The sequence below is a fragment of the Bradyrhizobium sp. genome (assembly GCF_049519115.1).
Taxonomy (GTDB): Bacteria; Pseudomonadota; Alphaproteobacteria; order Rhizobiales; family Xanthobacteraceae; genus Bradyrhizobium.
Window position 1 is genome coordinate 1 of record NZ_JBEKRB010000137.1, and the last position, 5,182, is coordinate 5,182.

7 protein-coding genes are annotated in these 5,182 nt (G+C 56.5%); 6 read left to right on the forward strand and 1 reads right to left on the reverse strand.

Features of this window, described 5'->3' with window-relative positions; all coding sequences use genetic code 11:
- From ABSE61_RS35825 to ABSE61_RS35840, 4 genes are all read left to right on the forward strand, one after another.
- A partial coding sequence (locus tag ABSE61_RS35825; protein WP_423875894.1) for an IS3 family transposase occupies positions 1-165 on the forward strand: 165 nt, incomplete at its 5' end.
- A gap of 142 nt (positions 166-307) precedes the next feature.
- Entirely contained in the window at positions 308-508 is a 201-nt protein-coding gene (locus ABSE61_RS35830) for a hypothetical protein (protein ID WP_423875888.1), read from the forward strand.
- A 261-nt stretch (positions 509-769) separates the two neighbouring features.
- Complete coding sequence (locus ABSE61_RS35835) at positions 770-1,810, forward strand: YXWGXW repeat-containing protein (RefSeq protein ID WP_423875889.1); 1,041 nt, start codon at positions 770-772, stop codon at positions 1,808-1,810.
- A 572-nt stretch (positions 1,811-2,382) separates the two neighbouring features.
- Positions 2,383-2,781 carry a DUF4864 domain-containing protein gene (locus ABSE61_RS35840; RefSeq protein ID WP_423875890.1) on the forward strand — a complete coding sequence of 133 codons (399 nt, stop codon included), beginning with the start codon at positions 2,383-2,385 and terminating at the stop codon, positions 2,779-2,781.
- A 933-nt stretch (positions 2,782-3,714) separates the two neighbouring features.
- Here ABSE61_RS35840 and ABSE61_RS35845 read toward each other — a convergent pair.
- Complete coding sequence (locus ABSE61_RS35845; RefSeq protein WP_423875891.1) at positions 3,715-3,957, reverse strand: helix-turn-helix domain-containing protein; 243 nt, start codon at positions 3,955-3,957, stop codon at positions 3,715-3,717.
- A gap of 107 nt (positions 3,958-4,064) precedes the next feature.
- On the opposite strand from ABSE61_RS35845, the gene ABSE61_RS35850 reads away from it, so the two are divergent.
- Together ABSE61_RS35850 and ABSE61_RS35855 are read left to right on the forward strand one after the other, a co-directional pair.
- The gene (locus ABSE61_RS35850; protein ID WP_423875892.1) at positions 4,065-4,385 is read left to right on the forward strand and encodes a hypothetical protein; all 321 of its coding nucleotides are present in this window, start codon (positions 4,065-4,067) and stop codon (positions 4,383-4,385) included.
- Positions 4,386-4,501: 116 nt separating this feature from the next.
- On the forward strand, positions 4,502-5,047 hold the full coding sequence (locus ABSE61_RS35855; RefSeq protein ID WP_423875893.1) for a hypothetical protein: 546 nt from the start codon (positions 4,502-4,504) through the stop codon (positions 5,045-5,047).
- Positions 5,048-5,182: the final 135 nt, after the last annotated feature.

Genomic DNA, 5,182 nt, shown 5'->3' on the forward strand with positions numbered 1-5,182 from the left:
TTCCACACGCTCAAAACCGAACTCGTCCATCACCAGCATTATGCAACCCGCGAGGACGCCAGACGTGATATCTTTGCCTACATCGAGGGCTTCTACAATCGAACGCGTCGCCACTCGGCCATAGGATATCTCAGCCCGATCGAGATGGAGCTAAAAGCAGCTTAACCCTGTCCATTTTTTCGGAGGAAGATCACCAGGGAATCGTAACGCGCCGCGTCTGGCTACAACAAGCCCTAATGGGAAAAAATCGCCCGCGCTAATTATGGGCGTTACGGGTAATCAGCTTCAAATGATGCGAGGTGGTTGCATGTCGGATGAATCAGATTGGGATTTCGCAAACAGCGACGATGCCAAAGCGGAAATCCGGGCGGCGGTTGGATATCTGCTAAGAAATACTTCTGGTGCCGGTCGCGCCGATCTCATCCTGGAGCTTATTCAAATAGTGCGCGATGCTGCTAACGGCGTCCCGCCCAGCAACTCACTCGACGAAGGCATGCCCGGCGGTTAGTAGTCTGCGGGACGTCGAAGGCCGACGGAGTGAAATGCGAACTTTCGTACGAATCCTGCTTGCGGTCGCGGACAGTTATTTCTTGGACGCGAAGGCGAAGTCTTCAAGCGAGAGATTGGCTCGACGGCACAATCGATGAAGGAAGAGTGGAGTTGGAGTGTCGGAACTCGACTGAGCGAAATTGAGGCTTGGGATATGTCGTCCAGGATTGCGTTTTTACTTGAGATCGCGCAGCGGGGATAACAGGCGGGTCGCGCCTTAATGTCGCGTCATTCATGCACGACTTTAGCGGGATACTTTTCCGCTTTGCCACGAGGGATCACTTTGGGCCGATTTCTTTACGCCATTTTGCTGTCAGCGGCGCTGGTCCTGATGGTCGCGCCGGTAGCTACCATTGCCCAAGTCTTGGTTATTCGGGTCGCTCCACCAGAGCTTCCGGTTTACGAGCAGCCTGAAATCCCTGCATATGGTTACATCTGGGCACCCGGCTATTGGGCTTACGGTCCGGATGGCTATTTTTGGGTTCCGGGAACTTGGGTTCAGCCTCCCTCGGCGGGCCTGCTTTGGACGCCGGGCTATTGGGGATGGCATGATGGCGTTTACGGCTGGAATGTAGGTTATTGGGGACCGCACGTCGGCTTTTATGGTGGTGTCAGCTACGGATTCGGCTATGGCGGCGTCGGTTACGAAGGTGGACGCTGGAACAATGGTGTTTTTGCTTACAATCGGACTGTCAATAATTTCGGCAGCGTCTCGATCACGAATGTCTACAGCCAGACTGTCGTTACTAACAGCGTGACGCGAGCTAGCTTCAATGGTGGCACCGGAGGAACGGCTGCCCAACCGACGCCGCAAGAACAAGCCGCAGCTCGGGAGCCTCACGTGGCCGCGACTCCATCGCAAACTCAACACGAGCAGACAGCCAGTACCAACAAGACGCTGCTGGCCTCAGTAAATCACGGCAATCCCGCAGTTGCGGCGACCTCTAAGCCAGGCGAGTTCACCGGCAAGGGCATTGTTCCGGCGAAAGCAGTGCAGCCGAGCGCGATCCCGCCGAAGGCTCAGCCAAGCGCTTCGCTACCGAAGACAGCGCCTGCTACAGCGGCGTTAGACAAAAAGGGAGCAGGTAGCTTACCTGCGAATAACCCCGGTGCACGTCCAAACGTGATGAACAATCGGGCCAAGCCAGTCGCTGCCGTATCTCCACCTAAAACGGTGGCACCGAGGTCGGCGCCCCCGCGTCCCGTCGCCGCGTCTCGGCCAGCGAAACCAGCTGGGCCGCCACCTAAGAAGAAGCCTTAATGGCGTCGGCTGTCGCGCGGCGATCTCATCGTGGTTGAGCGCGTTCGGTTCGGGAAGAGCGCGCGCAGGTATTGATGAAGGCGCGGGCAACGGCGGGCGGCAACTCACCGCTCAGGTGAGCAATCCAATGTTCTGTGGCTCTGCATGGCGATCATTCAGGCTCTGCTTGGTACGGTCGCCGGTGCAGCCGAAAAGCGAGAGCTAAGATCTGCAAAATGCGCAACATCACTTCTCCGGTCGTTATTCGAAATCGCGAACAAAAGAAGCGGCCCCGACGGGACCAGGACCGCCCGCGTCGGGGCTATCCCGGGGAACGCCTTTGTTCAATCTACATTTCAGCAGACCGGGTTCTGCGCCGCTGTTCAATATTGCTCACTGTGGGCGCAGCCCAGCCACGCAGATCAATGCCATGTGAAGGCAGCCCGCGCGTAAGAATGCAAGCCCGCCCCATGAGGCCCCCCGAAAATGCGGCCGGGTCCCGCTCGTTTAAATTCAACTACCCCAGTCCTCCGACGCTGCGCTAGAAACCCTTTTGTATCTTCTGCGTACTTTACTTGAGCAGGAGGTGTTTGATGCGGATCGCCATGTCGTTGGTCGCTTTATTAAGTATCGTAAGTATCGCCCGAGCTGATGATCTCGAAACCGCGCAGTCCATCATCCGCTCCCAGGAAAAGGCGATCGTCAGTGATGATTCCGCGACAGCCTATTCATTTGCGGGTCCGCCGATAACAAGCATGTACAGAAGTGCGGCGGTATTTATGTACATGGTCCAAAATGGCTACGCGCCAATCTACCGCCACAAGAGCTTCGAGCTTGGCGTGGCAAAATCTTTGGAGGACAAGATATCCCAGGAAGTTCACATCATTGATGCTGATGGGGTCGCCTGGGAGGCGCTTTACGTGCTGGAACGGCAGACCGATGGCAGTTGGAAGATTATTAGCTGCGTGCTGTCGAAAGCTGTCGGTGTTTGAGTTGGATCGAGCAAAACCGCCCGGCATCGGTTTAACAAGCCGCGTATCCAGTCTAACGGGGTCAACTCTAGTGACGTCGCCGCGACATCTGCTTCAGGCGCTAATTCCACACCTCCTTGAGGTTTGGCGAATACCCCGGTCGGGAGCGCAAACCCAGCTGGCAAAGACTTGACGCTTGTTACCCTGCCGACGTGAGAGCCCCGGTGGGCTTTTTCATTTGGTCGAGCACCGGAGCAAATCGTTCGGAAAATGTCGCTGCCCTGGCGTCCCGAGCCGCTACAAGTGAGGATGGCATCAAGGTGTAAAACCCTGCAGCGGCGGCTCCAAGTAAGGTGGCGCTGAATATCAGAGTTCGCATTGCGTCCTCCCGCATGGGTGTCAACCATCGAAGCTAGGACGGTTTTGTTTCAGGACGGCTTCGTGATCTTGATCAACGAGTTTCGTTCACGGCGGAGTGTTTGGGCTTGGGCTTGCGTGTCGGCGCTTAGTCCCGCGCGAAACTCGCCCATGCGCTGGCGCCGATCGGCCTACACAAACGCAGCCAGTAAATCCCGGACTCACCAGCGACCTTCCTAGAGTCATGGAGGGCTATCGGCAGATCGGCGCTACCGGTCGCCACTGTCCAAAACCAAGCGGCGGGAAATACTGGGCAAGGGATGAGATCACGAGCGTTCAGGCGATAACCGACACCCACGTTCCAGCGGCGGCTAAGCCCAGCACCACGGCCACGAAGAGGGCAGCTTCGATCGTCGAGAGAGTCCAAGCGGTCGGCAGCATGTGGATAACTCCAAACCAGCGCCCCAAATCTCGATAATCCCCAAGGCGTTATGTAGTCAACCAGTTTGACAGGTATGTGAATAATTTGGGACGGTCTGGCCGAGGCCGCCTAATCACCTCGCGCAGCAAATTAGTCGATCAAGACCTGAAATTCCGTCAGCGCTTCCGTTTCTTCAGCCTCACCCCTGCCCCGCCGCCATTCTCCGCGATGAACTCAATGCCAGCCTTTTGTAATGCCGCTACGAGTTTCTCACCTGTATCTGACCTACCGCCCAGCGGACCATCCTCTGACTCTAGCCGCGCGATCGTGGGCTCAGAGACTCCCGAGGCCGCAGCCAAGTCCCCCTGCGACCATCCGGCCAAGGCCCTCGCGGCCTTCATTTGACGGACTGAAATCATTTCACCTCGATTGATAGAATTTCTATTGATAATGGTTAAGCGCCGTTTTAATAGAATTTCTATCAAATAGCGAGCTGGCTGGCAACCCTTATGATGGAAAACACCCGGTGAACGGCGGAGCTATGCCGAAAATCGACCGCAAGGCCCTCATGAGCCGGGCCTGGGCGATCTTCCGGCAAACCTACAAATTCCCGCAGATCAAGTTTTCAGCGATAGGCCGCGACTGTTTCGCATGGGCCTTGAAGCAGGCATGGGTTGAAGCCCGCAGGGCCGCCCGCGTTGCCGCCCTGTCATCCACCGACAAAGCCGAGCGGATCGAAGCCCTGCAAGGGTTGATCGATCGCGCCGACGGTATCGATAGCGGCCCGCAATGGAAGGCAACCATTCGCGAGTGCCGCGCCGAAATGCGGCAACTGCAAGCCGCTTAGAAAGGAGGCCAACCAAAATCCACCGCAGCAACGCGGGCCGGACGAATGTGCGGACACTCGTCCGGCCCCGATCACCTGAAAACCCAATCACCATTTGCAAAGCGAAAGATATTCGAATGACCAGCGGAAAACGTAACACGAAATCACCACCGATCGCACTACGCATCACAACGGCAGATGATGCTCTGTTCAAGCTGCACGATGCGTTTTGCCGGGCATACGCGCACGCGCTTTCACTTCAGGCCGGATCAAGTATCCCCGTCAAAAATCCGACCAAAAAAGAAAAGGCCCTTGAGCGGAAATGGAACCGCGCGGTTGTCGCCGCCACCGACAAGGCCCGCGCCACCATCGATGCCCCGCCTCATACGCTTGAGGGGATGCTGATGAAAATTCATGTTGCCGGCTTTGTCCTCAATTCGACGCGTGCCGGAACCTTCAGCGCGCCGTACCACGGCCTGATGTGCGCCAATGGTCGTCAGCACTGGGAGCCGTCCGAGAAGTTCGGAATCAGCGATGAAATCGCGCTGATAACTTCGCTCCGCAACGATTTGAACTTCGGACTCATCAGCACTGAGCCAAGGTGGGTCACATTCGTCAGAAAACATAACGTTCTAATGGGATTGGTTTGTGGCCCACCGCCCCACAAGTCATTGATTTGCTGACATCTGGATGCCCGCTAGGGAGCGCCAATCAAATCAAACCTGCAGAATCCTCCTTTACCTGCGTCCAACATCCGTCCGATAACGAGTGTGGACGATAGTGAACTTTCCTCGCCACTTACTACCTAAGGTTGCATC